This is a genomic window from Treponema sp. R6D11 (assembly GCF_054786075.1).
Genome location: NZ_BDHD01000669.1, coordinates 1 through 635 on the forward strand (window position 1 = coordinate 1; position 635 = coordinate 635).

The window sequence follows — 635 nt, forward strand, 5'->3', positions numbered from 1 at the left end:
CGACTTCAAGGTTTTTTTAATTTCTCCGAAGGCGGAAGTGGAGAATCTTCCATCAGCGGAAAAAAAAAAGGCGATTTTTAGAGAGCCGCAAGCCGCCAAAATTGACCGCCGAAGTTTGATTTCTTTGCTCGTTAAAGTCGGCAGGACCATTTGCAAACCAGCCGAGGAAAACGATACTGCGATCGGCTTTTCCTTTGTTAATTGTTTTTCTGCCTTCAGTGGGACGCTTTAACCCAGGATTATTCCATTTGTTCATCGGTGTAGAAATAGGAATAGAGCCGATATATTCGGCTGACAATTCTCTTATGACATTAAGATTGACGTTACCTGTAAAAACAAAAGTATAATCGCCGGGATTAATACACTGTTTTAAGAAATCATCAGCGTCTTTTATTGAAACTTTTGCAATGTCATCGTATTCAAGAGGCTTAAAAAGCGGATGATTATTGTAAATTGTTTTTGTTAATTCGCGTGAAAACACAATTTCAGGATCGTCATTTTGATGTTTAAGAGTTGTTCTGTATTGATCAAGCATTGCAGAAATCGCCTTCTCATCAAGTCGTGGCTGTGTAAAGAAAAGATACACCATTTGAAAAAGCGTTTTTAAGTCCGACGTTGTAGACGCTCCCTGAAAC

Annotated in this window: 1 protein-coding gene; it reads right to left on the reverse strand. The window is 39.1% G+C overall.

The window, feature by feature from the left end:
• Nucleotides 1-52: 52 nt before the first annotated feature.
• Nucleotides 53-635 (reverse strand): insulinase family protein (locus ACYVTD_RS15385; protein ID WP_461248574.1); only part of this gene is annotated, 583 nt, incomplete at its 5' end.